Here is a 26,229-nt window from a genome sequence, read left to right on the forward strand (position 1 = left end):
GCTGTCTTTTATCTTTAGTGTGAGGTAAGAGGTTTTTAAAACCACTTAATAGTCAATTGGGCAAAGCAGGATGAGAGTACACATAGCTAAAAAGGTTGATATCAACCCCTAATCAGATACTGACAAGTATTAGATTAGGGGTTTTTTTTGATTCAAATTTCAACAGAGGAGCGAAAAATATAATGCGAGGCCAACATATTTTAGGGTTGGAACACATGTCGGTGGCGGATATCGAACGTGTGTTGAATACCGCGGATGAAATGAAAAAGGTAACTAAGCAAGACATCAAAAAATTATCTACTTTGCGCGGAAAAGCAATCGTTAACGTCTTCTTTGAAAATAGTACCAGAACACGCTCATCCTTTGAGTTGGCCGGCAAATATCTGGGTGCCGATGTCATTAATATTGCTGCCTCTACCTCCAGCGTTGCTAAAGGTGAAAGCCTGAGAGATACCCTGTTAACCGTTCAGGCAATGGGTGTTGATGCTATTGTCATGCGTCACAGTGCTGAAGGCGCCGCTCAATATGCAACGCGTTATGTTAAGGCCGTAGTGATTAACGCCGGTGATGGGGCTCATGAGCATCCAACTCAGGGTTTATTAGACCTGTTAACCATTCGCCAGCATCACGGCGCTATAGCGGGTAAGAAAGTCGCTATTGTGGGTGACATTCTGCATAGCCGGGTAGCTCGATCAAATATCTGGGGTTTGCTGAAAATGGGCGCGGAAGTTCATCTGGGCGGGCCAAAGACCTTAATTCCTAAAGAAATGTTGGATATGGGTGTCGCCATCCATCATCGTGTGGAAGATGCCATTGCGGATGCAGACGTAGTCAACGTATTACGTATTCAACTGGAGCGCCAGAAGAAGGGATTATTCCCAACGCCGCGTGAGTATGCCCGTATTTTCGGTATTAATGACGAACGTTTGAAACTGGCAAAAGAGAATGTATTAGTGATGCATCCAGGCCCAATGAACCGTGGTCTGGAAATATCACCGGATGTGGCTTATGGGCGTTTTTCAGCCATTGAAGAGCAGGTGAATAACGGTGTGGCAGTCAGAATGGCAGTTCTATCTTTAACTTTAGCTGATGGGGTACAAGCATAATGGCACAGTGGTTAATTAAAAATGGTCACCTGATCGATCCTGCTAATGGTTTAGATGATGTGCTGGATATTCGTATTGCCAACGGAAAAGTGGCAGCGGTTGGAAAATCACTGAGTGCAGAAGCGAACGATGAAGTTATTGATGCCAGCGGATTAGTTGTTAGCCCCGGCTTTATTGATATCCATTGCCACCTGCGTGAACCAGGGCAAGAAGCAAAAGAAGATCTGTTAACCGGTACGGCATCGGCCGCTGCTGGTGGTTTTACCACTATTCTGACCATGGCTAATACTCGTCCGGTTATCGATCAGGCGATTATTGTCGCCGGTATGAAACATAAAATTCAGACTGATGCGGTAGTGCGGGTAGAAATTACCGGCGCGGTGACTAAAGGTCTGGAAGGTAAAGAGCTGTCAGAAATTGGGGATATGGCGCAGGCCGGAGCCAGAGCGTTTTCTGATGACGGTTACTATGTTAATGATGGCCGCCTGATGCGCGCTGCACTGGAATATGCCAGCATGTTTAATCTGCCGGTGATTTCTCACTCAGAAGATTGTTGTCTGGTCGCCGATGGCGTTATGCATGAGGGGTGTGTCTCTGCCAAACTGGGCCTGAAAGGTCGTCCTGCTGAAGCTGAGAATATTGCAGTATCCCGTGAAATTATGCTGGCGGAAATGACCGGCGGACATGTGCATATTGCCCATGTGAGTAGTAAAGGAGCGGTAGATTTAATTCGTGAAGCTAAGGCTAAAGGCATTAAGGTTACCGCTGAAGTTACGCCACACCATCTGTGCCTGGTAGACAAAACAATCGAGTCTTTTGATTCTGCGTTCAAAGTTAACCCGCCTCTGCGTACCAATGAACATATTGTTGCATTAATTGAAGGTTTGAAAGACGGCACGCTGGACGCCATTGCCACAGACCACGCGCCACACGCTTATGAAGAGAAAGACTGTGAGTTTAATGAAGCACCTTGCGGATTTGCCGGATTTGAAACCGCATTTAGCGTGCTGCATAGCTGTCTGGTACAAACCGGGCAATGGAACTTGCAGGCGCTGATTCACAAAATGACAGCGGGCCCGGCTGCAGCATTTGACTGGAAAGATCGTGGCCATCTGAGCGTTGGCGGCCTGGCGGATCTGGTGCTTATCGACCCGAAAAAAGAGTGGATTGTTGACCCGCACGCCATGCTAACCCGCGGTAAATCCTGCCCCTTCACCGGCATGGAGATGGTTGGCCAGGTAGTTCGCACTATGGTGGATGGAAAATGGGTATATCAGGATGGGAAAATCATCCGTAATTAAGCTAGACTTAAGATAAATCGTTCCGCATCAGGCTAAGTCAAAAGTGTGTGATGCGGTGATTTTTTCGCTTTCCCTATAGTTTTTTCGCTATTACTCATAGTAAGTAGTGGCATTTATTGCCACTTTTATGGTATAAAGCGCGCCGGAAATCCGCACTATTAACATCACTCTGTTGTGTTCTTAGGCAATGAGATCTCCACTAACATTAATCAACGTTATAACACACACGTATCGACACATACGGCGGGGTGCTCCGGAATATTATTGTTCAGGGGTCGGCGTTATGGGATACGTGGAGGCATAACCCCAAACTTTACTCATAGAGGTAATAATGGCAACTGTATCAATGCGCGATATGCTCAAGGCTGGTGTACACTTTGGTCACCAGACTCGTTACTGGAACCCGAAAATGAAACCTTTCATCTTCGGCGCACGTAACAAAGTTCATATCATCAACCTTGAAAAAACTGTACCAATGTTTAACGAAGCTCTGGCTGAGTTAGGCAAGATCGCGTCTCACAAAGGCAAAATCCTGTTTGTTGGTACTAAACGCGCTGCATCCGAGCCAGTAAAAGAAGCTGCAAAGAGCTGCAACCAATTCTACGTTAACCACCGTTGGTTAGGTGGCATGCTGACTAACTGGAAAACCGTTCGTCAGTCAATCAAACGTTTGAAAGAATTAGAAGTCCAGGCACAAGATGGTACTTTCGATAAGCTGACCAAGAAAGAAGCGCTGATGCGTACTCGTGAAATGGAAAAGCTTGAGAACAGCCTGGGTGGTATCAAAGACATGGGCGGCCTGCCTGATGCAATTTTCGTTATCGATGCCGATCACGAACACATTGCTATCAAAGAAGCAAACAACCTGGGTATCCCTGTATTTGCTGTTGTTGATACTAACTCTGATCCGGACGGTGTTAACTTCGTTATCCCTGGTAACGATGATGCTATCCGTGCAGTACAACTGTACCTTGGCGCTGTTGCTGCAACCGTACGTGAAGGTCGTTCAGACCAGGGCGTTCAGGCTGTAGAAGAAAGCTTCATCGAAGCAGAGTAATAAGGCGTGCTCCATTAGAGAGCCCTTATTAACCAGGTATTAGATATGTTGGTTAGGGGGCCTTTGCAGGCTCCCTTTTTGCTTATTTATGCAACAGAACATCCGACAAAGAATAACCGAGGATAAAGAGAATGGCTGAAATTACTGCAGCTCTAGTAAAAGAACTTCGCGATCGTACCGGTGCTGGTATGATGGAATGTAAGAAAGCGCTGGTTGAAGCAAATGGCGATATCGAGCTGGCTATCGACAACATGCGTAAATCAGGTCAGGCAAAAGCGGCTAAGAAAGCTGGCCGTGTAGCTGCTGAAGGCGTTATTCTGACTAAAATCGCTGCTGATGCCAAAGTTGGCGTCATTATGGAAGTTAACTGTGAAACTGACTTCGTAGCTAAAGATGCCGGTTTCCTGGCTTTTGCTAACGCAGCTGTTGATGCAGCACTGGCTGAAAACATCGGCGATGTTGAAGTATTAAAAGCAAAATTTGAAGAGCAGCGTACTGCGCTGGTAGCGAAAATTGGTGAGAACATCAATATTCGTCGCGTTGAGGTAGTTAAAGGCGACAGACTGGGCGCTTACATGCACGGTGCTCGTATCGGTGTTCTGGTTTCTGCAACCGGTACTACTGATGATGAGCTGGTTAAGCATGTTGCTATGCACATTGCTGCAAGCAAGCCTGAGTTCGTTTCTCCAGACGACGTACCTGCTGAAGTGGTTACTCGTGAGCACGAAATCCAGATCGACATCGCTATGCAATCTGGCAAACCTCGCGAAATCGCTGAGAAAATGGTTGAAGGCCGTATGCGTAAGTTCACCGGTGAGATCTCTCTGACTGGTCAGGCTTTCGTTATGGACCCAAGCAAAACCGTTGGCGATCTGCTGAAAGAGAAGAAAGCTGGCGTTGTACAATTTATCCGCTTCGAAGTGGGTGAAGGTATTGAGAAAGTAGAAGTAGACTTTGCGGCAGAAGTTGCTGCGATGACTAAGTAAACTTAGCTTGATGCATAAAGGCGGATCGATCACCATATCGGTCCGTTTTTTTAGAATAAACAGACCATTATAAACAGCCAACCAGGAAACAAGACTATGGCTACTAACGCGAAACCCGTATATCAAAGAATCCTACTTAAATTAAGTGGCGAGGCCTTACAGGGCTCCGAAGGTTTTGGCATTGATGCCAGTGTGTTAGACCGCATGGCACAAGAAATTAAAGAGCTGGTCGAGTTAGGCATTCAGGTTGGTGTAGTTATTGGTGGCGGCAATCTATTTCGCGGTGCAGGCCTGGCAAAAGCCGGTATGAACCGTGTAGTGGGCGACCACATGGGAATGTTAGCTACCGTAATGAACGGACTGGCTATGCGTGATGCGCTACATCGTGCCTATGTGAACGCTCGTCTGATGTCAGCTATCCCTCTTAACGGCGTCTGTGATGATTACAGTTGGGCAGAAGCAATTAGCCTGCTGCGTCATGGTCGCGTAGTCATTTTCTCTGCGGGTACCGGTAATCCATTCTTTACTACCGATTCTGCTGCCTGTTTACGCGGCATTGAAATTGAAGCGGATGTAGTACTGAAAGCGACCAAAGTTGATGGCGTGTTCTCTGACGATCCGGTGAAAAACCCGGAAGCAACGTTGTATGAAACCCTGAGCTATCAGGATGTATTAGAGCGTGAACTGAAAGTGATGGATCTGGCGGCATTTACACTGGCTCGTGACCATAACTTACCGATTCGCGTATTTAATATGAATAAGCCTGGTGCCTTACGCCGTGTAGTGATGGGCGAAGCTGAAGGGACGTTAATTACCAAACCGACTGAATAATTCAGCGCGGCGGTGAAATAAAAGCTTATAGTATGCTTCTCTTCAGGCTGAAGATGAGTGTTGAAGCAAAGTAGCAAATTTCTTATTCGCGGGCTATGCATAAGGCGTGGCCCACCATATTACTAGCATTAAAAGGTTAGCAACGTGATTAACGATATTAGACAAGATGCTCAGGTACGCATGGAAAAGTGCCTGGAAATGTTTAAAACACATATCAGCAAAGTTCGTACTGGCCGTGCTCATCCAAGCATTCTTGATGGTGTTCAGGTTGATTACTATGGTTCAGCAACCCCTTTGCGTCAGTTAGCCAACGTAGTGGTTGAAGATTCCCGTACTTTAGCTATTACAGTATTTGACCGTAGCTTAGGCCCGGCGGTTGAAAAAGCGATTATGTCGGCTGATTTAGGCTTAAATCCATCTTCTGCGGGTACGGTTATCCGTGTTCCACTTCCTCCGTTAACGGAAGAACGTCGTAAAGATTTGACTAAAGTTGTGCGTAACGAAGCAGAACAAGGTCGTGTTTCTATCCGTAACGTTCGTCGTGATGCTAACGACAAAATTAAAGCGCTGCTGAAAGATAAAGAGATCAGCGAAGATGATGAGCGTAAAACACAGGATGAGATTCAAAAACTGACTGATATTTATATCAAGAAAGTGGATGAAGCATTAACTGAAAAAGAAGCAGAGTTAATGGCGTTCTGATTCTGTTTTGAATTATGGCCCGGTAGCTGTTACCAGCACCGGGCTTTTTTTTTTACAAAACGAGAGATAACGCGGTTCAGCCGACTAAGTTAATTAGTGATCTCTTCACTATGAAAAGAGTAATATGTGCAGCATTCAATTTCGACAGGCGAGTTTCTGTCGAAATACCAGCGTATTTGTCAGTGATAATGAATTAGCCTAATGAAAAAAATAACTATTCTTGGATCGACGGGTTCCATAGGCCACAGTACTTTGTCGGTAGTCCGGGAAAATCCACATTTATTCAGTGTGTTTGCATTAGTTGCCGGTAGCAATGTTGAAAAGATGGCGCAACAGTGTCGGGAATTTACCCCCCGTTTTGCTTCGATGGCTGATGAAACCTCAGCTCAGCAGTTACGTATCATTCTTAAATCTGAAGGGGTGAGAACGGAAGTGCTCAGTGGTATTCAGGCCGCTTGCGAATTAGCCGAAGATGCTGAAGTTGATCAAGTGATGGCGGCCATTGTGGGCGCTGTTGGTCTATTACCTACGCTGGCTGCAATAAGAGCGGGTAAACAGGTGTTATTGGCTAATAAAGAGTCGCTGGTCACCTGTGGTCGTCTGTTTATGGATGCCGTTGCCCAGTCAGGGGCACAACTCTTGCCAATTGACAGTGAGCATAATGCTATTTTTCAGAGCATGCCTGAAGCAGTTCAACAAGATCTTGGTTGTGCTTCATTAGAAGAGCAGGGGATTACCCGTATTGTACTAACCGGGTCAGGCGGGCCTTTCAGAACGACAGCGGTGGAACAATTGAAGCACATGACGCCGGATCAGGCCTGTGCTCATCCTAATTGGTCAATGGGGCGCAAGATTTCTGTCGATTCAGCAACTATGATGAATAAGGGGCTGGAATATATAGAAGCACGTTGGTTATTTAATGCTTCACCGGCGCAGATGGAAGTGTTGATTCATCCTCAGTCGGTGATCCATTCAATGGTGCGCTATCATGATGGCAGCGTCATTGCGCAATTGGGAACGCCGGATATGCGTACGCCAATTGCTCACGCCATGGCTTATCCAAATCGGGTGGCGTCTGGCGTCAATCATCTGGATTTTTGCAGCATAGGTGCACTGACGTTTGAACAGCCCGATTTTGAGCGCTATCCTTGTCTGAAGTTGGCGATTGAAGCCAGCCATGCAGGTCAGGCTGCAACAACAACGTTAAATGCAGCCAATGAGTGTAGCGTTGGTGCATTTTTACAGGGTAAAATTGCGTTTACTGATATTGCCGCTATTAATAATCAAGTGATGGCGTCGCTGGTTCATGCGGAACCTCACAGTATTGATGAGGTTTTAGCTATAGATTCATGGGCCAGAGTGCAGGCAGACAAAATTATTGCATCATGGAATCATTAACAATGGTTGATTTGTTCCAATTGGGGCGAAATGGTATAGTTTGTCTCATCATGCGGTTTAAGCTATCCGAACCATGGATTTGGGCGGTAGAAAAGCGCGTTAACGAGCTGTTTTTTTTGGCCGTGAAGAGTTCACGGCTTTTTTGCGCAAGAAAAACAACAGTCTCTTACGGTTGTTCTATTTTTAGCTGAGGAATTCTAATAAGTTATGTCGCCCGCTAAGCAGCAAGTGAATAACCCTAAAGCCTCTGTACCCCGTCATGTTGCTATTATTATGGATGGTAACGGGCGTTGGGCTAAGCAGTTAGGTAAAATGAGAATCTTTGGTCACCAGGAAGGTGCGAAAGCTGTACGCAGAGCAGTGAGTTTTGCCGTTAATAACGGTATTGAAGCACTAACGCTTTATGCATTCAGTAGCGAGAACTGGAATCGCCCGCCTCAAGAAGTGACTGCCTTAATGGAGCTTTTTATTCGAGCTCTGGATAAAGAGGTAAAGAGCTTACATAAACATAATGTCCGTTTAAAAATTATCGGTGATACCGAACGTTTTAGTGAGCGCTTACAAGGGCGTATTCAGCGTGCTGAAGCGGTAACGGAAGCTAATACCGGACTGACATTAAATATTGCAGCAAATTATGGTGGGCGCTGGGATATTATTCAGGCGGTTCAGCAAATTGCGCAACAGGTAAAAAGCGGTGATATTGAACCCGATGATATCAGCGAACAACTGGTGAGCCAGCACATTAATTTGTGTGATTTGGCTCCGGTAGATTTAGTGATCAGGACCGGTGGAGAGCATCGGATAAGTAACTTCTTGTTGTGGCAGATAGCTTATGCCGAACTCTATTTTACGGAAGTACTGTGGCCTGATTTTGATGAACTTGTTTTTGAAGGTGCGCTCAATGCATTTGCACAACGCGAACGCCGTTTTGGTGGGACTGAACCCGCGAGTATTAAAGAACTGTAGGAGGTTCTCGTGTTAAAGTCACGCATCATTACCGCGTTGATTCTTATTCCTCTTGTTATTGCGGCGCTGTTTATGCTGCCGCCTTTGCCTTTCGCCATTATGACTATTGCGATTTGTATGTTGGCTGCATGGGAGTGGGGACAGTTAGCGGGCATGGGAACTTCAGTGCAACGTATTACGCTGGCGGCTCTCTGCGGTATTGGTCTGTTTGCGCTATATTGGCCAACCTATATATCGCCATTGCCACTGTTGTTGCATCCGGTTGTGGAAGGATTTCTGTTAGCCTCTCTGGGGTGGTGGGTTCTGGCCTTACTGATGGTTCTGTTTTATCCGGCCTCTGCACAGTTCTGGAAACATTCCCGCCTGTTACGCCTGATTTTTGGTGTTCTGACCATAGTGCCATTTTTTTGGGGCATGCTGACGTTACGTCAGTATGGTTTTGAAGAAAATAGCTATACTGGAGCCTGGTGGTTACTGTACGTTATGTTCCTGGTATGGGGCGCTGACTCCGGAGCCTATGCATTTGGGCGTTTGTTCGGCAAACATAAACTGGCGCCTAAAGTTTCTCCGGGTAAAACGCTGGAAGGGTTAGTGGGTGGTTTAGTTTCTTCTGCGCTGTTGGCATGGCTGTTTAGCCTGTATGCGCCGCTGCACATCTCTCTAAATACATTATTGATCAGTTCAGTGCTGGCGGTATTAGCTTCTGTACTGGGAGATTTAACCGAGAGTATGTTTAAGCGTGAAGCGGGTATTAAAGACAGCGGTCATTTGATTCCTGGTCACGGCGGTGTTCTTGACCGGATTGATAGCCTGACTGCGGCAATCCCGGTTTTTGCCTGTTTGATTTTCCTGGTTTTTAAAGGTTAGACGGAATAGCAATCGCCTATGAATATTGTTGGAACCGTAGCTGCTTTTATTGTCGCGCTGGGCATATTGGTGACAGTACATGAGTTTGGCCATTTTTGGGTCGCTCGCCGCTGTGGAGTAAAAGTTATTCGTTTCTCTATCGGCTTTGGTAAAGCGATATGGCGACGTACTGACAAGCGGGGCACCGAATACGTTGTCGCGATGATTCCGCTCGGTGGTTATGTAAAGATGCTGGACGAGCGGGCAGAAGAGGTTGAACCTCAATACCGCAATCAGGCATTTAATAATAAGAGCGTATGTCAACGAGCGGCGATTATTGCTGCCGGGCCAATAGCTAACTTTTTGTTTGCTGTTTTTGCCTATTGGCTGGTGTTTATTATTGGTGTACCGAGTTTACGCCCGGTCATTGGTGAAATTGAGCCGCAATCTATTGCCGCACAAGCAAATATTTCTGCGGGAATGGAACTAAAAGCCGTTAATGGTATCGAAACGCCTGACTGGGATTCTGTTCGTCTGGCGCTGGTTGGCCAAATTGGCGAAAGCCAAATGGAACTTACCGTGGCACCATTCGGTACTTCCCTGGATCAGACTAAGACTGTGAATCTTACCGGTTGGAAGTTTGACCCGGAGAAACAGGATCCAATAAGAAGCTTAGGCTTTGTGCCTAAACTTCCTCAAATAGAACCGGTACTTGATGTGGTTCAACCTGGCTCAGCCTCTGAAAAGGCAGGTTTACAGTCAGGTGACAGACTGGTTAAGATCAACGGTAAAGATTTCGGACAGTGGGCTGAGTTTGTCAAACTGGTCAGCCAAAGCCCAAATGTCCCTATAGAGTTAGTAATAGAAAGAAATGGCGCGAGCCACTCTTTAGTTCTGACGCCAGAAGCGAAAACATCCGAGGATGGAGCCACTAAAGGTTTCGCCGGGATATCGCCGAAGGTGATACCACTGCCGGATGAGTATAAAATCACTCGTCAGTACAGTGTGTTTACTGCTATTTATCAGGCAAGTGATAAAACATGGCAATTGACTAAATTAACAGTCAAAATGCTGGGTAAATTGATAACGGGTGACGTGCAGCTAAAAAATCTGAGTGGTCCGATATCGATAGCCCAGGGTGCCGGAGTATCGGCAGGATATGGTTTGGTTTATTATCTAATGTTTTTAGCGCTAATCAGCGTTAATTTAGGCATAATCAATCTGTTCCCTCTGCCGGTGTTAGACGGAGGGCATCTTGTGTTTTTAGCGATAGAAAAGATAACAGGTAAACCGGTATCTGAAAGAGTTCAGGACTACAGTTATCGTGTTGGGGCAATCTTATTGGTACTGTTGATGGGACTTGCACTTTTCAATGACTTCTCACGCTTTTACGGCTAGAGAATTTGGTTAGGGTTAACAGATTATAACGATGGCGATGAAAAAGTTGCTTCTAGCGTCGCTGCTGTTTGGCAGCGCCACCGCATACGGTGCCGACGGGTTTGTCGTAAAAGACATTCGTTTCGAAGGATTACAGCGCGTTGCCACAGGGGCTGCATTGTTAAATATGCCTGTCCGTGTTGGTGACACTATCGACGATAATGACATCGGGAACACTATCCGAGCCTTATTCGCTTCCGGGAACTTCGAGGATGTGCGAGTACTGCGTGATGGCAGTACCTTGATTGTTCAGGTGAAAGAGCGTCCAACTATTGCAAGTATCACTTTCTCCGGTAATAAATCGGTGAAGGATGACATGCTTAAGCAGAACATGGAATCTTCCGGTGTTCGGGTTGGTGAAGCACTGGACAGAACCACTCTGAGTTCGATGGAGAAAGGGCTGGAGGATTTTTACTATAGCGTAGGTAAATACAGCGCTTCGGTAAAAGCCGTAGTTACTCCATTACCGCGTAATCGCGTAGACTTAAAATTAGTCTTTACTGAAGGTGCATCAGCGACCATTCAGCAAATCAATATTGTTGGCAACAACGCTTTCTCTACAGAAGAGCTGGTTAGCCGCTTCCAATTGCGCGATGAGGTTCCCTGGTGGAACTTTATTGGCGATCGCAATTATCAAAAACAAAAATTATCGGGTGACCTCGAAGCGTTACGTAGTTTCTATTTGGATCGCGGCTATGCCCGTTTCAATATTGACTCCACTAACGTTAGTCTGACGCCGGATAAGAAGAGTATTTACATCACTATCAATGTGACTGAAGGTAAGCAATACAAACTTTCAGGTGTTGAAGTGAAAGGCAATCTGGCCGGCCGTGGTGCAGAAGTTGAAGAACTGGCGAAAGTTAATCCAGGCGATCTGTATAACGGCAGTAAAGTGACTCAGGTTGAAGATAGCATTAAGAAGATGTTGGGCCGTTACGGCTATGCCTATCCTCGGGTAGCAACCCAGCCTGAAATTGATGACAACGCTCAAACCGTTAAATTGCATATCAGCGTGGATGCGGGTAACCGTTTCTATGTGCGTCGTATTCGCTTTGAAGGTAACGATGTCAGTAAAGATTCGGTACTGCGTCGCGAAATGCGTCAGATGGAAGGTGCATGGTTAGGCAACGATCAGGTTGAGCAAGGCAAAGAGCGTTTAAATCGTTTAGGTTATTTTGAAACGGTTGATGTGGAAACCGAGCGTGTTCCTGGTATGCCAGATCAGGTTGATGTGGTGTACAAAGTGAAAGAGCGTAACACCGGTACCTTCAACTTTGGTGTGGGTTACGGTACGGAAAGTGGCGTGAGCTTCCAGGTTGGTTTACAGCAAGACAACTGGATGGGAACGGGTAAGAGTGTTGGTATCAACGGTACTAAAAACGATTATCGCACCTATGTTGAGCTATCAGTGACCGAACCTTACTTTACCGTAGATGGTGTGAGCTTAGGCGGACGGATTTTCTACGATAAGTTTAATGCGGATGATGCCGATCTGTCTGACTATAGTAAAAGCAGCTATGGTCTTGGCACTACGCTAGGCTTCCCAATTAATGAGAATAATTCATTACGTTTCGGTCTGGATTATGTACATAACGATCTGACGGATATGCAACCGCAGATTGGTATGTGGCGTTATCTGGAATCGGTTGGTGAAACACCAAGCCTGAACAGCGATGCTGATTACAAAGCTAATGATTTCTTCTTTACAGCCGGTTGGAGCTATAACAGCCTGAACCGTGGTTACTTCCCAACGTCCGGTAGTCGTGCTGGCGTGAATGGTAAAGTGACTATTCCGGGTTCAGACAACGAGTACTATAAAATTACCTTTGACAGTGCTACTTACTATCCGATTGATAGTAATGATAAATGGGTTCTGTTGGGTCGTTTACGTGCTGGTTACGGCGATGGTCTGGGTGGTAAAGAAATGCCATTTTATGACAACTTCTATGCCGGTGGTTCAAGTACCGTTCGTGGCTTCCGTTCTAATAACATCGGTCCTAAAGCGGTTTATATTCGCGGCTGTTCGACGCCAGATACCAGTGCAAACTGTTATTTAGAGCGTGACAGTGATGCGGTTGGTGGTAACGCAATGGGCGTTGCCAGCGCAGAGTTTATTTTCCCAACGCCGTTTGTTGACGATAAATATGCTAACTCTCTGCGTACCTCAGTGTTCTTTGATGCCGGTACCGTTTGGGATACCAATTGGAAAAATACTGATGCAACAAGAGCTGCAGGTATTCCGGACTACAGTGAAGCGGGCAATATCCGTACTTCTGCAGGTGTGGCGTTACAGTGGATGTCTCCACTGGGCCCACTAGTGTTCTCCTATGCTAACCCACTGGAGAAGTATGAGGGAGATAGGTCAGAACAGTTCCAGTTCAACATTGGTACCACCTGGTAATCGTTCTGAGTTAGGTAGTAACAAACAGCGAGTTCAACTCGATAGCAATTATAGTAAGGAGTTCAAATTGAAAAAGTGGTTATGTGCTGCAGGTTTAGGTTTAGCTATGGTTGCTTCAGCGGGCGTTCAGGCGGCCGATAAAGTTGCTGTTGTTGATGTGATGAGCATTTTACAAAAGATGCCAGAGCGTGAAGCAGTAGCTAAAAAGCTGGAAAGCGAGTTCAAATCTCGTGCTACAGCTCTGCAATCTGAAGAGAAAGCTGCTCAGGATAAAGTGAAAAAACTGCAAACTAGCGGTGGTTCAATGAAAGCAGCCGATCGTACTAAGCTGGAAAATGATATTAAGGCATTCCAGCAAAAAGCTGCAGCCTTTACTCAGGACAGCCGTCGTCGTGAAGCAGAAGAAATGAACAAGTTAGTTGCTAAAGTTCAGGACGCAGTGAAAACTGTTGCTGAAAAAGATGGTTATTCAGTTGTTGTTAAAGCAGATGCTGCATTCTATGTAAACTCTGATAGCGACATCACTGAAAAAGTTTTAGCGCAGGTAAAATAAGTTATGCACTCCATTCGTTTAGCTGATTTAGCAGAACATTTGGGGGCAGAAATACACGGTGATGGCGATATCGTCATCACCGGTGTTGCATCAATGACATCTGCCAAAAAAGGACAGATTACTTTTCTGTCTAATAGCCGTTATCAGGAACAGCTTTTGACCTGTGAGGCCAGTGCAGTGGTGCTGAGCGAAGAGAACCTTCCTTTCTGTTCACATTTGACTGCGTTAGTTGTGAAAAATCCTTACCTCAGCTACGCACGTATGGCTCAGTTACTGGATACCACACCTTCTCCTGCCCGGGATATCGCACCCACCGCAGTAATTGCTGAAAGTGCAACGCTGGGGCAGAATGTTTCCATTGGTGCAAATGCCGTTATTGAAAGCGGAGTGGTGCTGGGCGATAACGTCGTGATTGGTGCCGGATGTTTTATCGGTAAAAACGCACGTATTGGTTCAGGTACTCGCCTGTGGGCAAATGTTACTATTTATCATGAAGTGGTGATTGGTTCAGGTGGTTTAGTCCAATCGGGTACTGTTATTGGTGCCGATGGTTTTGGCTATGCCAATGAACGTGGAAACTGGATTAAGATCCCTCAGTTAGGAACGGTCAGAATTGGTGATAATGTTGAAATTGGTGCCTGCACGACTATCGACCGTGGTGCACTGGATGATACGATTATCGGCAATGGTGTGATCATTGATAACCAATGTCAGATTGCGCATAACGTGATAATTGGCGACAATACCGCAGTTGCGGGTGGCGTGATTATGGCGGGTAGTTTGACGATTGGCAAATACTGCCAGATTGGTGGTGCCAGCGTTATTAATGGTCATATGGAAATCTGTGATAAGGCCGTTGTTACCGGGATGGGAATGGTGATGCGACCTATCACTGAACCGGGAATATATTCTTCCGGGATTCCACTTCAGAGTAATAAAGAGTGGCGTAAAACAGCAGCTCTGGTGTTAAATATTAACGACATGAGCAAACGCCTGAAAGCCGTTGAACGGAAAGTTGATGGAAAATAGCTGATATAAGTTTAAGAAAACAGTCGTTATCCCATTAATTTCTATAATATTATTCGCGGCCTGTTTTATAGTCTCAGGACTAAAAGCAGGCCGCATTGTTGATATAATCAGTTTAGTTTTGAAGACAGGATGAGCATTTTGACTACTGACAATCGTACTCTGGATATTGAAGAGATACTGAGTTTACTACCTCATCGTTATCCATTCTTGCTCGTGGACCGGGTATTAGATTTTGATAAAGGTAAATTTTTAAGAGCGATTAAAAACGTCTCTGTAAATGAGCCTTTCTTCCAGGGGCATTTCCCCGGTAAGCCGATTTTTCCGGGCGTACTGATTCTGGAAGCGATGGCCCAGGCAACAGGCATTTTAGCGTTTAAAAGCCTTGGTCGTTTAGAGCCCGGGGAACTTTACTATTTTGCTGCTGTTGATAATGCTCGCTTTAAGCGTCCTGTTTTACCCGGGGATCAATTGGTTCTTGAGGTCGAATTTATTAAAGAGCGTCGTGGTGTAGCCCGTTTCCGTGGTGTCGCTAAAGTTGATGGCGAAATCGCTTGTGAAGCTGACATGATGTGCGCTCGTCGTCGGGAGTCTTAATACTGTGATTGATAACACCGCCTTTATTCACCCAACTTCAATCGTTGAAGAGGGTGCGGTCATCGGAGCTAATGTTCATATTGGCCCGTTTTGCTGGGTTGGTTCTCAGGTCGAAATTGGATCGGGTACCGTGCTCAAATCTCATGTTGTGGTTAACGGCGTCACAAAAATTGGTGCAGATAACCAGATTTATCAATTTGCTTCCGTTGGTGAAGTGAATCAGGATCTGAAATATGCCGGTGAACCTACCCGCGTAGAGATTGGCGATCGTAACCGTATCCGTGAAAGCGTGACCATCCATCGGGGTACTGTTCAAGGCGGTGGTTTAACCAAAATCGGTAGTGATAACCTGTTAATGATCAACGCTCACGTTGCTCATGATTGCCGTATTGGTAACCGCTGTATTCTGGCGAATAATGCGACTCTGGCAGGGCACGTTGAGATTGATGACTTTGCTATTATTGGCGGTATGACGGCCATTCACCAGTTTTGTGTTATTGGTGCTCACGTTATGGTTGGTGGTTGTTCTGGCGTTGCTCAGGATGTCCCTCCTTACGTTATTGCTCAGGGCAACCATGCCACGCCGTTTGGCGTCAATATTGAAGGTTTGAAGCGCCGTGGTTTTGAGAAAGATGCGCTGCACGCCATTCGCAATACTTATAAGTTGCTTTATCGTAGTGGTAAAACACTGGATGAAGTGAAACCAGAAATTGAAGAGCTGGCAAAACAACAGCCTGCCGTTCAGCTGTTTGTTGATTTCTTTAGCCGCTCTACACGCGGCATTATCCGTTAAACCATGCAATCGCGTCCTCTTACCATTGGATTAGTCGCCGGGGAAACCTCCGGCGATATTCTTGGTGCCGGTCTGATTCGTGCCTTAAAAGATCAATATCCTGATGCACGCTTTGTTGGCGTTGCTGGCCCATTAATGCAAGCTGAAGGCTGTGAAGCCTGGTTTGAAATGGAAGAGCTGGCGGTAATGGGGGTGGTGGAAGTTCTGGAGCGTTTGCCTCGTTTGTTGAAAATCCGCAAAGAGTTGACTCAGCGTTTTAGCGAACTGAAGCCCGATGTCTTTGTGGGCATTGATGCACCTGATTTTAATATTACTCTTGAAGGCCGCTTAAAACAGCGTGGTATCAAAACTATTCACTACGTCAGTCCGTCTGTATGGGCCTGGCGTCAGAATAGGGTGTTCAAAATCGGTCGTTCAACGAATCTGGTATTAGCGTTCCTGCCGTTTGAAAAAGCGTTCTACGATCGTTATCAGGTTCCCTGTCGGTTTATTGGCCATACCATGGCGGATGCGATGCCATTGGTTCCCGATCGCCATGCAGCCAGAGAGCAGCTAGGTATTGCAGATAACGTTCATTGCCTGGCCTTACTGCCGGGTAGCCGTAATGCAGAAGTAGAAATGCTCAGCGCTGATTTTCTCAGAACAGCTATATTGCTGAGAGAGACTTACCCTGAACTGGAAGTGTTGGTGCCGTTGGTGAATGCCAAACGCCGTGAGCAGTTTGAACGAATTAAATCAGAAGTGGCTCCCGATCTGAAGGTGAGATTACTGGATGGTCAGGCGCGTAGCGCTATGATTGCCAGTGATGCAGCTTTACTGGCTTCCGGTACTGCTGCGCTGGAGTGCATGTTGGCCAAGTGCCCAATGGTAGTTGGTTATCGTATGAAACCATTTACTTTTTGGTTGGCTAAACGGCTTATTAAAACACCTTATGTATCGCTGCCGAATCTGTTGGCGGGTAGGGAATTGGTAACAGAATTGCTGCAAGATGATTGTACGCCTGAGAAGCTGGCTGCATCACTGATGCCGTTGCTGAATAATGATAATGACCATACCCGAGCTCTGAAGCAGACTTTTACTGAGTTGCATCAGAGTATTCGTTGTGATGCGGACAGTCAGGCGGCACAGGCTGTTTTAGCGCTGGCGGGTTATCTTCCAACTCAGACAAACGGTAAGGAGCAATAATCCTGATGGCAAAAAGTATTATCGTCGAACCTTTTGTTTATCCAGCGGCAAACCGAATTGCCGGTGTTGATGAAGTTGGACGAGGGCCGTTAGTCGGTGCAGTGGTTACGGCTGCTGTCATTCTCGATCCGGCTAATCCAATTGTTGGTTTAGCGGATTCAAAAAAACTGAGTGAAAAGAAACGCCTGTCGTTATATGACGAAATTAAAGATAAAGTGTTGAGCTGGAGTCTGGGGCGTGCTGAACCAGAAGAGATTGACCAACTGAATATTTTGCATGCCACAATGCTGGCGATGCAACGTGCCGTCGCAGGGCTGCATATTCAGCCTGATCTGGTACTAATTGATGGTAATCGGTGTCCTAAACTCCCCATGTCTTCACAGGCGGTGGTTAAGGGAGATAGTCGGGTTGCTGAAATCAGTGCTGCATCCATACTGGCTAAAGTGACTCGCGATCGTGAAATGACAGAATTGGATTTACGTTTTCCACAGTATGGATTTGCTCAACATAAAGGGTATCCTACTGCCCTGCATTTGGAGAAGTTAGCGGAACATGGTGCGACAGAAGAGTATCGTCGTAGCTTTGCTCCGGTCAGACGTGCTTTAGGGCTGGAATAAGTCTGCTATGATTTTTCTGATGTATTCTGACAATGTTTGTAATCTGATAGCTGGTATTTGATATGGCTGAACCTCGTTTTATTCACCTTCGTATTCACAGTGACTTCTCCATGATTGATGGATTAGCCAAAGTGGGCCCGTTGGTGAAAAAGGTAGCGGCTCTGGGTATGCCAGCGATGGCGATTACCGATTTTACTAACCTGTGTGGACTGGTGAAGTTTTATGGCTCCGCACACGGAGCAGGTATTAAACCGATAATCGGCGCTGATTTCCGGGTACAAAGTGAAACTTTAGGTGATGAGCTAACAGAGCTCACTATTCTGGCTGCCAACAATGAAGGCTATCAGAATCTGACTATGCTGATCTCCAAAGCCTACCAGCGCGGCTATGTTCAGGGTGGCCCGGTTATCGATCGCGATTGGTTGATAGAATACAAACAGGGTTTGATTCTACTTTCTGGCGCTCGCTTTGGTGATGTGGGGCAGTCGCTGTTGCGTGGTAACCAGCATTTGGTTGATGAGTGTTTACAGTTTTATCGCACCCATTTCCCCGACTGCTACTATCTGGAGTTGGTGAGAACCGGAAGAGATGAAGAAGAGGTTTATCTCCATGCTGCCGTCGAGCTGGCTACCCGGGAAGGTATTCCGGTGGTTGCCACTAACGATGTTAAATTTATCGATATCTCTGATTTCGATGCTCATGAAATCCGGGTAGCCATTCATGATGGTTTTACACTGGACGATCCTAAACGACCGAAAAAATACAGTGCTCAGCAATATCTGCGCAGTGAAGAGGAGATGTGTGAACTCTTCTCCGACCTACCTGAAGCGTTGATAAATAGCGTTGAGATTGCTAAACGCTGTAACGTGACCATCCGTTTAGGTGAGTATTTTCTCCCGCAGTTTCCAACCGGAGATATGACCACCGAGGATTTTCTGGTTGCCCGTTCTAAAGAGGGGCTGGAAAAACGCCTGGAGTTTTTATATCCCGATCCTGCTGTCAGAGCGGAGCGACGCCCTGAATACGACGAGCGTCTGGATATTGAGCTACAGGTCATTAACCAGATGGGGTTCCCTGGTTACTTCCTGATAGTGATGGAGTTTATTCAGTGGTCCAAAGATAACGATGTGCCCGTCGGGCCCGGTCGAGGTTCCGGCGCGGGGTCTTTGGTGGCCTATGCGCTGGGTATTACCGATCTGGATCCGCTGGAGTTTGACCTGCTGTTCGAACGCTTCCTTAACCCTGAACGGGTTTCGATGCCTGACTTCGACGTTGACTTCTGTATGGAGAAACGCGACCGGGTTATTGACCACGTTTCTGATATGTACGGTCGGGATGCAGTATCACAAATTATTACCTTTGGTACCATGGCGGCAAAAGCGGTTATTCGCGATGTAGGTCGGGTACTGGGGCATCCTTACGGTTTTGTCGATCGCATATCAAAACTGATTCCGATGGACCCGGGCATGACGCTGGAAAAAGCGTTTGCTGCAGAACCACAGTTGCCAGAACTGTATGAAGCGGATGAAGAGGTTAAGGCGCTAATCGATATGGCGCGCCAACTGGAAGGGGTAACCCGTAACGCCGGTAAACATGCGGGTGGTGTGGTTATCTCTCCAACTAAAATCACTGATTTCGCACCGCTCTACTGTGATGCAGAAGGGCAATTCCCGGTTACTCAGTTTGATAAAAATGATGTGGAATATGCGGGTCTGGTGAAGTTTGACTTCCTGGGGTTGCGTACTCTGACCATTATTGACTGGGCGTTGGGCATGATCAATGCGCGTCGGGCGAAAGCTGGTCAGGAACCTATCGATATCAGCGCCATTCCATTGGCCGACCAAAAAAGTTTCGACATGTTGCAACGGTCAGAAACGACTGCGGTATTCCAGCTTGAATCCCGCGGCATGAAAGATCTGATTAAGCGTCTGAAACCCGACTGTTTCGAAGATATGATCGCTCTGGTGGCGCTGTTCCGCCCAGGGCCACTACAATCGGGCATGGTAGATAACTTTATCGACCGTAAGCATGGGCGCGAAGCAATTTCCTATCCTGATATTCAGTGGCAACATGAATCTCTGAAACCGGTACTTGAACCGACCTATGGCATTATCCTGTATCAGGAACAGGTTATGCAGATTGCTCAAGTGCTGGCTGGTTATACTCTGGGCGGTGCGGATATGTTGCGCCGCGCAATGGGTAAGAAAAAACCGGAGGAGATGGCCAAGCAGCGCTCAGTATTTAAAGAAGGTGCAGAGAGGATGGGCATCGACGGCGAACTGTCGATGAAAATCTTTGACCTGGTGGAGAAGTTTGCCGGTTATGGTTTTAACAAATCTCACTCCGCGGCTTATGCATTAGTTTCCTATCAAACACTGTGGCTGAAAGCACACTATCCGGCGGAGTTTATGGCGGCAGTAATGACTGCCGATATGGATAACACCGAGAAAGTGGTGGGTCTGGTAGATGAATGCCTGCGTATGGGGCTAAAAGTGCTGCCGCCCGATATCAACAGTGGCCTCTACCATTTCCACGTTAATGATGACGGTGAAATTGTTTACGGTATTGGTGCAATTAAAGGCGTTGGCGAAGGTCCAATAGAAGCTATAATTGAAGCACGGAACCAGGGTGGCTACTTTAAAGAGTTGTTTGACCTGTGCGCCCGCTCTGACACTAAGCGCTTAAACAAGCGAGTGTTGGAAAAGCTGATAATGGCGGGGGCATTCGACCGGTTGGGGCCACATCGTGCGGCATTAATGCACTCTTTGACCGAAGCGATGAAGGCAGCAGACCAGCACGCCAAAGCAGAAGCGTTGGGGCAGGCCGATATGTTTGGGGTGTTAGCAGAAGAACCCGAGCATGTTGAGAAAGCCTATGCTAATGTGGCACCATGGCCAGAGCAGGTAATATTGGATGGTGAGCGTGAAACGCTGGGCCTCTATCTTACCGGGCACCCAATCACGCAATATCTGAAAGAATTGGAACGCTATACTGGCGGTATTCGTCTGAAAGATATGCACCCAACAGAGCGTGGTAAAACCATTGTTGCCGTTGGTTTAGTCGTAGCTGCCAGAGTGATGACCACTAAGCGTGGTAACAGAATTGGTATTTGTACGTTGGATGATCGTTCCGGTCGCCTTGAAGTCATGCTATTCTCTGAGGCACTTGAAAAGTACCAGCATTTGCTGGAAAAAGATCGAATCCTGATAGCGACCGGACAGGTCAGCTTTGATGATTTTAGCGGCGGGCTTAAAATGATGGTCCGCGAATTAATGGACATCAGTGAAGCGCGAGAAAAATATGCTCGCGGACTTGCCATCTCGTTGATGGACAGGCAAATTGATGACCAGCTTTTAAACCGTCTTCGTGAATCGTTGGAACCCCATCGATCGGGGACGATTCCAGTACATCTGTATTACCAGCGGGAAGATGCCCGGGCACGGCTTAAATTTGGTACAGCATGGCGGGTAACGCCAACCGAACGTTTGCTGATAGACCTGAGAACGCTTGTAGGTAATGCTCAGGTAGAATTGGAATTTGACTAAAATAGGAATGCTATGAGTCTGAATTTTCTGGATTTTGAACAGCCGATTGCTGAATTAGAAGCGAAAATCGATTCGCTGAAGGCAATCAGTCTTCAAGACGAAAAATTGGATATTAACCTTGATGAAGAGGTTAAGCGTCTGCATGAGAAAAGCCTTGAACTGACTAATAAAATTTTCTCTGAGCTTGGAGCGTGGCAGATTGCACAACTTGCCCGTCATCCACGCAGACCTTACACTCTGGATTATATTCAGCATATTTTTACTGACTTTGATGAGTTAGCTGGCGATCGTGCTTATGCTGACGACAAAGCTATCGTTGGTGGCATGGCGCGTCTGGATGGACGTCCGGTGATGATTATTGGTCATCAAAAAGGCCGTGAAACCAAAGAAAAGATTCGCCGTAACTTTGGCATGCCGGCACCGGAGGGCTATCGTAAAGCGTTACGCCTGATGGAAATGGCTGAGCGTTTTAATCTGCCAATTATCACCTTTATTGATACGCCGGGAGCTTATCCGGGTGTTGGTGCAGAAGAGCGTGGCCAGTCAGAAGCGATTGCCCGTAACCTGCGTGAAATGTCTCGCCTGAAAGTGCCAGTCATTTGTACCGTTATCGGTGAAGGTGGCTCCGGTGGTGCATTGGCTATCGGCGTTGGTGATAAAGTGAATATGCTGCAATACAGCACCTATTCTGTTATTTCACCGGAAGGTTGTGCCTCTATTCTGTGGAAAAGCGCGGATAAAGCACCACTGGCAGCAGAAGCCATGGGGATTATCGCCCCTCGCCTGAAAGAGTTGGGTTTAATTGACGCAGTAGTACCTGAGCCTCTGGGTGGTGCGCATCGTAATCCGGAAGCAATGGCAGCTTCGCTGAAAGCTAAATTACTGTCAGATTTATCCGAACTGGATGAGTTGGATACGGAGTCTTTACAGGATCGCCGTTATCAGCGTCTGATGGGCTACGGTTACTGCTGATAGTTGATTCTTGAATAAATAAAAACCCGCGGACTTTATCATTCGCGGGTTTTTTTATTGTCTGAATATTGTCGCTTAAACTGTAGAAGCTAGCTTTTATGGCCGATAAACATAGCGATATCGGTGGAAAAGGTACCATCAGCACCAATGGCGAAATAGTTTTTTACTTCCTGTGAGGCTTCTTGCTGAAAAGCCCTGATGGCATCAATATAGTGCTGTGGCGTACGCATGCGTTGTGTCCAACTGTTGAATTCTAACTGTAAGCGGTCAGTCGATATTTCACTGAGAGTCAGACCTGATTCATTAATAAATCGGCTCCATTCAGCAATGCTGTAGTCCCGGACGTGAGAGCGATCTCTCAGAGCTTCTACCGTTTGCAAGTAGATATCCAAAACCGGATTACCCGGAGAGACAACGTCCATAAACACCACTTTACCACCGGGCTTTAACACCCGATAAACTTCATTTAGCGCCATACTCACATTTTGCCAATGGTGCGCGGAGTAGCGGCTGAGAATAATATCAAAACGATTCGACTCAAAAGGCAATGATTCAGCGATACCACAGGCAGTTTGAATATTGGATATTTGACGCTCTGATGCGCCTTTAAGTACCGCATTAAGCATATCTGTACTCAGGTCATAGGCAGTGACGCTGCGAACCAGAGGTGCGACAGTGAAGCTAACGTGTCCGGCTCCACAACCGATATCCAGAACTTCAGCCTGTGATTGAGAATGCAGTATATGGGATAACTTCTGCAAATCAGCACCCTGAGCATGTACGGTGCTGGTTAAGTAGGCATTTGCCTGTTCACCAAACTGTCGCTCTACCAAATCGTGATGAGTTTGTTTTTCTGACATTTTGCTGTATATCCTGATAAATGGCCTGATTGATAAGTATGTTTGAGCCACCGGTAGATGTATAGCGGACAGAGCAGAAATAATGAGTGGAAGAAAAGGGGCAGGGAAAACGACCTCCCTGCCGCAATCATATCATTTGGCTAGCAGTCTTCCAGCACTACATAGGCGGCATGAACCGGGCCGTGAACACCAAACACTTTGATTAACTCAATGTCGGCCGTAGAACTTGGGCCACCAATCAGATTAATGCAGGATGGCATCCGTTCGCCCGCCTGTGCCATATGATGCAGGCGTTGAGCCATTTGAGCCACGCGTGGCAAAATAGTGCTTTTACGCAGTACAAAGATGGAGGTTTCCGGCAACAGGCTAACGGAGCGGCCACGTTCTGGCGCAGAGAACAGTACTACGCCACCCGATTCAGTCAGACCCGCTTCAGCATAGGCAATACCCACTTTGGCTTTCTCTGCCATGTGGATATTCTCTTCTCCTTTGTCTGGATCCCACTCCCATGCGTCAAACTGCTCTTTTAATGCTGTAGTGATACCTAAATCGGCTAAACGTTGATCGCCGCTGATAATGACTGGTGAACCACCGTATTCGTCGCACAGGGACATAAGATCGCCAATTAACCCCTCCGGACGACTCAAAACACACTTTACTTTCTGAGTGCTGGCAAATTCCATAAACTCCTGACAAAGCTCATCCTGAGTTTTATCTGTCAGACGGGTTTGAGGATAGTTGTTTACCGGCGGCTTACTTTCAGATGGCGTTTTACGCGCTTCACGTCCTAACTGACGCGCAATCTCATCCAGAAATGCAGTACGGTTTTGTTGATTAATTAACATGATTACTTATTCCTCTCAGCCTGATGACGCTTAAACCAACTGCGGAACCCTTCGCCGTCTGGCGCCGGTAAGTCACGGGCATCCATCCAGTCGTTGAGTACGTCAATTTTAAGCGGCACTTTACCGTCTTTAATCATCCAGTTAGCCATTTTAGCACCCATAGTCATACCCACTTTCCACAGAGCAGGATGGGCGTTAGCGTAATTAAACAGGCGGGTGAAACGACGCTCGCCTTTTGGTGTCAGGCCTGTTTCTGCCATAACCCGGCGGTGTTTAACGATCAGTTGAGCCAGCGGGATTTTTACCGGGCATACCTGATTGCAGGCATTACATAATGAACAGGCATAAGGGAGGTCGTGGAAATCTTCATAGCCACCCAACAGAGGGGAAATAACAGCGCCAATCGGGCCGGGATAGATAGAACCATAACCGTGACCACCAATCTGGCGATAGGCCGGGCAGGTATTCAGACAGGCTCCACAGCGAATACAGCGCAACACATCTTTAAATTCGGAACCGAGGATTTTCGAACGACCATTATCAACGATAACTAAATGGAACTCTTGCGGACCATCAACATGTCCTGCTTCGCGAGGGCCGGTTAGCCAGGTGTTATAGCTGGTTAAGCGAGTACCGACTGCGCTGCGGCACAGCAGCGTGATCAGTACATCAACTTCTTCAAAGGTTGGGGCGATACGTTCCATTCCCATCACGGCAATATGCGTTTTAGGCAGGGTAGTAGCCATTCGCAGGTTGCCTTCATTGGTGACCAGACAGATACTACCGGTTTCCGCTACCGCAAAGTTACAGCCGCTGATACCAATATCAGCTTCCAGAAAATCTTTACGAATACGTTCACGAATAAACAGCGTCATGGCTTCAGGGGTTTCAGGCCCGTCATATCCCAGCTTTTCATGCAGAACTTTCTGAATCTGATAGCGATCTTTATGGATTGCAGGTACTACAATATGGGATGGCGGATCGTTATCTACCTGAAGAATATATTCCCCAAGGTCAGTTTCAACTACCTCAATACCTTCAGCCTGTAATACATGGTTCAGACCAATTTCTTCGGTAACCATGGATTTTGACTTCACCACTTTTTTTGCCTGCTTTTGGCGGGCGATATCGCGAATATAGTCGGTAGCTTCTTCTTTAGTTTTAGCGAAATAAACATGGCCGCCGTTTTCCGTCACTTTTTCTGACAGCTGATACAGATAGGCATCAAGGTTTTCAAGTACATGGTTACGGATTTGCTCTGCGCGATCGCGCCACTCTTCCCAGTGGCCCAATTCGTTAACCATAATCTGGCGGTTGGCTCCAATACGTTCCTGGGCCATCGCTACCGCTTTACGCATGATGGTGTCTTCCATCTCTGCTTTGATGCGCGGTTTAAAATCTATATTGCTGGTTTTCATCGACATGAGATATCCCCTTAGCGGCTCATTAACACTTCAGCGATATGCATCACTTTTACCGGACGCTTTTCACGTGTCAGTCGTCCACTGATATTGATCAGGCAACTGGTGTCTGCACCAATCAGATAGTCAGGTTCCACATCCATAATGTGCTGAACTTTTTCTTTCACCATTTCACCGGAAATTTCAGACATCTTGACGGAGAAAGTACCACCGAAACCACAGCAGGTTTCCTGGTTAACGATTGGCAATAGTTCCAGACCTTCAACATTATTTAGCAGGGCAATAGGCTCATCTTTCACCCCAAGCTTACGAAACAGGCTGCACGATGGATGGTAAACCGCTTTTCCCGGTAAGCGAGCACCCACATTTACGACACCAAGTTGGTGGACGATAAAGCTGGTTAAATCTTGCATACGATCGGCAACCGCTTGCGCTCTGGCAGCCCATTCAGGTTCATCAGCCAGATGGGTTGGGTAGCTTTTAATAGCATAAGTACAGGAGCCGGCAGGGGAGACTATCGGGTAGTCATTACCTTCAAAGGCAGAAATCAAAGATTTCATCGCCGGTTTGGCATCATTGACATAGCCACTGTTGAGTGCCGGTTGGCCACAGCATCCCTGACGTTCAGGAAAAAGCACCTCACAACCCAGCTGTTCCAGCAGCAGTACGCTATCACGAGCCATATTGGCCTTCAGTGCGTCACCGATGCAGGTAACATAAAAATTTACTTTCATACAATAGTCACTCCGAAAACATAGAGATGCATATGGCTGACGGCCGCTTT

At 46.8% G+C, this 26,229-nt stretch carries 23 protein-coding genes; 19 read left to right on the plus strand and 4 right to left on the minus strand.

From position 1 onward, the window contains the following. Positions 1–182 precede the first annotated feature (182 nt). The 19 genes from I2494_RS13075 to accA all read left to right on the plus strand — a co-directional run bounded on the left by I2494_RS13075 (position 183) and on the right by accA (position 22,319). On the plus strand, positions 183–1,106 hold the full coding sequence (locus tag I2494_RS13075; protein ID WP_218467063.1) for an aspartate carbamoyltransferase catalytic subunit: 924 nt from the start codon (positions 183–185) through the stop codon (positions 1,104–1,106). Beyond that, positions 1,106–2,407: a dihydroorotase gene (locus tag I2494_RS13080; RefSeq protein WP_218467062.1), complete on the plus strand. Its 1,302-nt coding sequence runs from the start codon at positions 1,106–1,108 to the stop codon at positions 2,405–2,407. Before I2494_RS13075 ends, I2494_RS13080 begins: the two co-directional genes overlap by 1 nt. Before the next feature lie 331 nt (positions 2,408–2,738). Next, positions 2,739–3,464, plus strand: a complete 726-nt coding sequence (rpsB, locus tag I2494_RS13085; RefSeq protein ID WP_130590634.1) for a 30S ribosomal protein S2 — start codon at positions 2,739–2,741, stop codon at positions 3,462–3,464. A 131-nt stretch (positions 3,465–3,595) separates the two neighbouring features. Continuing rightward, positions 3,596–4,450, plus strand: a complete 855-nt coding sequence (gene tsf, locus I2494_RS13090) for a translation elongation factor Ts (RefSeq protein ID WP_218467061.1) — start codon at positions 3,596–3,598, stop codon at positions 4,448–4,450. 96 nt (positions 4,451–4,546) lie between these two features. After that, complete coding sequence (gene pyrH / locus I2494_RS13095) at positions 4,547–5,281, plus strand: UMP kinase (RefSeq protein WP_130590636.1); 735 nt, start codon at positions 4,547–4,549, stop codon at positions 5,279–5,281. 144 nt (positions 5,282–5,425) lie between these two features. Continuing rightward, complete coding sequence (gene frr, locus I2494_RS13100) at positions 5,426–5,983, plus strand: ribosome recycling factor (protein WP_218467060.1); 558 nt, start codon at positions 5,426–5,428, stop codon at positions 5,981–5,983. A gap of 201 nt (positions 5,984–6,184) precedes the next feature. Next, positions 6,185–7,381 carry a 1-deoxy-D-xylulose-5-phosphate reductoisomerase gene (gene ispC, locus I2494_RS13105; RefSeq protein ID WP_218467059.1) on the plus strand — a complete coding sequence of 399 codons (1,197 nt, stop codon included), beginning with the start codon at positions 6,185–6,187 and terminating at the stop codon, positions 7,379–7,381. A 207-nt stretch (positions 7,382–7,588) separates the two neighbouring features. After that, positions 7,589–8,347, plus strand: a complete 759-nt coding sequence (ispU, locus tag I2494_RS13110) for a (2E,6E)-farnesyl-diphosphate-specific ditrans,polycis-undecaprenyl-diphosphate synthase (RefSeq protein ID WP_218467058.1) — start codon at positions 7,589–7,591, stop codon at positions 8,345–8,347. A 9-nt stretch (positions 8,348–8,356) separates the two neighbouring features. Then, entirely contained in the window at positions 8,357–9,214 is an 858-nt protein-coding gene (gene cdsA / locus I2494_RS13115) for a phosphatidate cytidylyltransferase (RefSeq protein WP_218467057.1), read from the plus strand. A gap of 18 nt (positions 9,215–9,232) precedes the next feature. After that, positions 9,233–10,591: a sigma E protease regulator RseP gene (gene rseP, locus I2494_RS13120; RefSeq protein ID WP_218467056.1), complete on the plus strand. Its 1,359-nt coding sequence runs from the start codon at positions 9,233–9,235 to the stop codon at positions 10,589–10,591. 31 nt (positions 10,592–10,622) lie between these two features. Beyond that, a complete protein-coding gene (gene bamA / locus I2494_RS13125; RefSeq protein WP_218467055.1) occupies positions 10,623–13,031 on the plus strand; it encodes an outer membrane protein assembly factor BamA in 2,409 nt (802 codons plus the stop codon). 67 nt (positions 13,032–13,098) lie between these two features. Continuing rightward, complete coding sequence (locus I2494_RS13130; RefSeq protein ID WP_168189603.1) at positions 13,099–13,584, plus strand: OmpH family outer membrane protein; 486 nt, start codon at positions 13,099–13,101, stop codon at positions 13,582–13,584. A 3-nt stretch (positions 13,585–13,587) separates the two neighbouring features. Further along, entirely contained in the window at positions 13,588–14,613 is a 1,026-nt protein-coding gene (gene lpxD, locus I2494_RS13135) for a UDP-3-O-(3-hydroxymyristoyl)glucosamine N-acyltransferase (RefSeq protein ID WP_218467054.1), read from the plus strand. Positions 14,614–14,742: 129 nt separating this feature from the next. After that, positions 14,743–15,207, plus strand: coding sequence for a 3-hydroxyacyl-ACP dehydratase FabZ (gene fabZ, locus I2494_RS13140; RefSeq protein WP_179038269.1), 465 nt, complete (start codon positions 14,743–14,745; stop codon positions 15,205–15,207). 4 nt (positions 15,208–15,211) lie between these two features. Next, on the plus strand, positions 15,212–16,000 hold the full coding sequence (lpxA, locus tag I2494_RS13145; RefSeq protein ID WP_218467053.1) for an acyl-ACP--UDP-N-acetylglucosamine O-acyltransferase: 789 nt from the start codon (positions 15,212–15,214) through the stop codon (positions 15,998–16,000). A 3-nt stretch (positions 16,001–16,003) separates the two neighbouring features. Continuing rightward, complete coding sequence (gene lpxB, locus I2494_RS13150; RefSeq protein WP_218467052.1) at positions 16,004–17,185, plus strand: lipid-A-disaccharide synthase; 1,182 nt, start codon at positions 16,004–16,006, stop codon at positions 17,183–17,185. Between the two features lie 20 nt (positions 17,186–17,205). Further along, positions 17,206–17,802 (plus strand): ribonuclease HII, encoded by a 597-nt coding sequence (rnhB, locus tag I2494_RS13155; protein WP_218467239.1) that lies wholly within the window; start codon positions 17,206–17,208, stop codon positions 17,800–17,802. A gap of 62 nt (positions 17,803–17,864) precedes the next feature. Continuing rightward, positions 17,865–21,347 (plus strand): DNA polymerase III subunit alpha, encoded by a 3,483-nt coding sequence (gene dnaE / locus I2494_RS13160; RefSeq protein ID WP_218467051.1) that lies wholly within the window; start codon positions 17,865–17,867, stop codon positions 21,345–21,347. 12 nt (positions 21,348–21,359) lie between these two features. Next, on the plus strand, positions 21,360–22,319 hold the full coding sequence (accA, locus tag I2494_RS13165; protein ID WP_130590648.1) for an acetyl-CoA carboxylase carboxyl transferase subunit alpha: 960 nt from the start codon (positions 21,360–21,362) through the stop codon (positions 22,317–22,319). 89 nt (positions 22,320–22,408) lie between these two features. Here accA and I2494_RS13170 read toward each other — a convergent pair whose 3' ends face one another. The 4 genes from I2494_RS13170 to I2494_RS13185 all read right to left on the minus strand — a co-directional run bounded on the left by I2494_RS13170 (position 22,409) and on the right by I2494_RS13185 (position 26,179). After that, positions 22,409–23,179 carry a class I SAM-dependent methyltransferase gene (locus tag I2494_RS13170; RefSeq protein WP_218467050.1) on the minus strand — a complete coding sequence of 257 codons (771 nt, stop codon included), beginning with the start codon at positions 23,177–23,179 and terminating at the stop codon, positions 22,409–22,411. 140 nt (positions 23,180–23,319) lie between these two features. Next, positions 23,320–24,024, minus strand: a complete 705-nt coding sequence (locus tag I2494_RS13175; RefSeq protein WP_218467049.1) for a LutC/YkgG family protein — start codon at positions 24,022–24,024, stop codon at positions 23,320–23,322. 2 nt (positions 24,025–24,026) lie between these two features. Next, positions 24,027–25,448, minus strand: coding sequence for a LutB/LldF family L-lactate oxidation iron-sulfur protein (locus I2494_RS13180; protein ID WP_218467048.1), 1,422 nt, complete (start codon positions 25,446–25,448; stop codon positions 24,027–24,029). An 11-nt stretch (positions 25,449–25,459) separates the two neighbouring features. Beyond that, on the minus strand, positions 25,460–26,179 hold the full coding sequence (locus tag I2494_RS13185; RefSeq protein ID WP_218467047.1) for a (Fe-S)-binding protein: 720 nt from the start codon (positions 26,177–26,179) through the stop codon (positions 25,460–25,462). Between the last annotated feature and the right edge of the window lie 50 nt (positions 26,180–26,229).

Source organism: Limnobaculum allomyrinae (assembly GCF_016649425.1).
Taxonomy (GTDB): Bacteria; Pseudomonadota; Gammaproteobacteria; order Enterobacterales; family Enterobacteriaceae; genus Limnobaculum; species Limnobaculum allomyrinae.